General features: G+C 71.9%; 1 protein-coding gene. It reads right to left on the bottom strand.

Annotated elements, in window-relative coordinates; all coding sequences use genetic code 11:
• Nucleotides 1–2,138, bottom strand: a 2,138-nt coding sequence (locus ACZ49B_RS39120; protein ID WP_468316090.1) for a condensation domain-containing protein, incomplete at both ends; no start/stop codon positions are given.

Raw genomic sequence — 2,138 nt, 5'->3', positions numbered from 1 at the left:
TCCAGTGCCAGCTCGACCACGTTGCGGTGCGTGTTCACCACACCCTTCGGCGTCCCGCTCGACCCCGACGTGTACATCACGTACGCCGCCTGGTCGGGTGAAGGAGCTGCCAGGGATCCGTGGGCCACGCTCTGCAGCAGCTCAGCCAAAGGCGGGACGCGAAGGACCCCCAGCCCGGCAGCGAAGGCGGGCCGCTCCTCGACGTCGGGATCGGTGAGAACCAGCGCGGCCTTCGTGTCGCGCAGGATCCATGCGAGGCGCTCCTGCGGCTGGCGCGCATCCAGCGGGACGTACGCGCCGCCCGCTTTCAGGACCGCCAGCATGGCGACGACGTACTCCACGGACCGGTTCAGGAACACGCCGACCGCATCGCCGGAGCTGATCCCCAAGCCGGCCAGACGGTGTGCCAGGGACTGGGACGCCGCGTCCAGCTCCCGGTACGTCAGCTCGCTGTCCCCGCAGACCAGAGCGACGGCGTCGGGGGTGCGCGCCGCCTGCGCCGCGAACAGTTCCGGCAAGGACCCGACGGGCAGGGCCGCCCCGGTGTCGTTGTACGCGACGAGGAGCTCCCTACGCTCGCCGTCCCCCAGCAGGTCGATGCGCCAGACGGGGGTCTCGGGATCGGTGACGGCCGCGCCCAGGATCCGGGTGAGGCGTTCGGCGGCGGCCTGCACGGTGGGGGCGTCGTAGAGGTCGGTGGCGTACTCGAGGATGATGTCAAGGCCCCCGGGCCGGCCGTCACGCGTCCGGTGCTCAAGGAAGTTGACCGTGAGGTCGAACTTCGCGGTGCCCAGCGGGAGCTGGTCCATCCGGGACTGCACACCGGGCAGGGCGGGGGCCGGGTTCACGGCGTCGGCCACGGTGAGCATGACCTGGAACAGGGGGTGGCGGGAGGCGGAGCGCTCGGGGTTCAGCGCCTCCACGAGCCGGTCGAAGGGCACGTCCTGGTGAGCCCACGCGGCGAGGTCGGTGTCCCGAACCCGCTTGAGGAGCTCGCGGAACGTCGGATCTCCGCTGGTGTCGGTGCGCAGGACGAGTGTGTTGACGAAGAACCCGACCAGATCGTCCAGGGCCTCGTCCGCGCGTCCTGCGACGGGGGAGCCGATGGCGATGTCCGTGCCCGCCCCCGACCGGGTCAGCAGCGCGGCCACCGCCGCCTGGACCACCATGAAGAACGTCGTCCCGCTCTCCCGCGCCAAGACGGTCAGCGCCTCGTGGACCTCGGCCGGGCAGGACACCGAGGAAGTCGCACCCCGGTACGAGGCGACGCCCGGTCGCGGGCGGTCCGCAGGCAGCGACACCTCCTCCGGCAGGTCCGACAGCGCCTCGCGCCAGAAACCGGTCTGCCGCTCCCCGTCCACGGCGAGGAGTTCCTGCTGCCAGAGCGTGTAGTCCGCGTATTGGACGGGCAGCGGCTCCCACTCGGGTGCCGTGCCCTCGACGCGGGCGGTGTACGCCGTACCCAGGTCCCGCATCAGCGGGGTGTTCGACCAGCCGTCCGAGGCGATGTGGTGCACGACCAGGAGGAGCACGTGCTCCTGCGCCGCCAGCTCGAAGAGCACGCCGCGCACGGGCAGTTCGGCGTCCAGGGCGAACGGCCGGCCGGCCTGCTCGGTGATTCCCGCCGTCAGGGTCTCGTCGGTTGCGGCGACCACGTCGAAGGGGACCTGCGCCTCGTCGGCCGGAACCACCCGCTGGCGGGGCTCCCCGTCCCGGACGGGATGGCAGGTCCGCAGGATCTCGTGTCGGCCCACGACATCGCACAGCGCACCGCGCAGGGCGTCCGCGTCGAGGGGACCGGTCAGGCGGACCGCCATCGGAATGTTGTACGTCGCCGACGGCCCCTCCAACTGGTCCAGGAACCAGAGCCCGCGCTGGGCCGCAGACACGGGAGCCGAGTCGCCGCGGTCGGCGGCCGCCGTCAGTACGGGACGCTCCTCGACGGCCCCGCCGGTGAGCTGACCGGCGAGCAGGGCGACCGTCGGGTACTGGAAGAAGTCCCGCAGGGACAGCTGCGTGCCCAGCGCCGTACGGATCCGTCCGACGAGGCGGGTGGCGAGGAGGGAGTGGCCGCCGAGTCGGAAGAAGTCGTCGTCGGTGGAGATGGTGGGGCGGCCGAGGGCTTGGGCGAAGAGGGT

The organism is Streptomyces sp. NPDC031132, from assembly GCF_055570595.1.
This window is presented reverse-complemented; position numbering and strand designations above follow the sequence as displayed.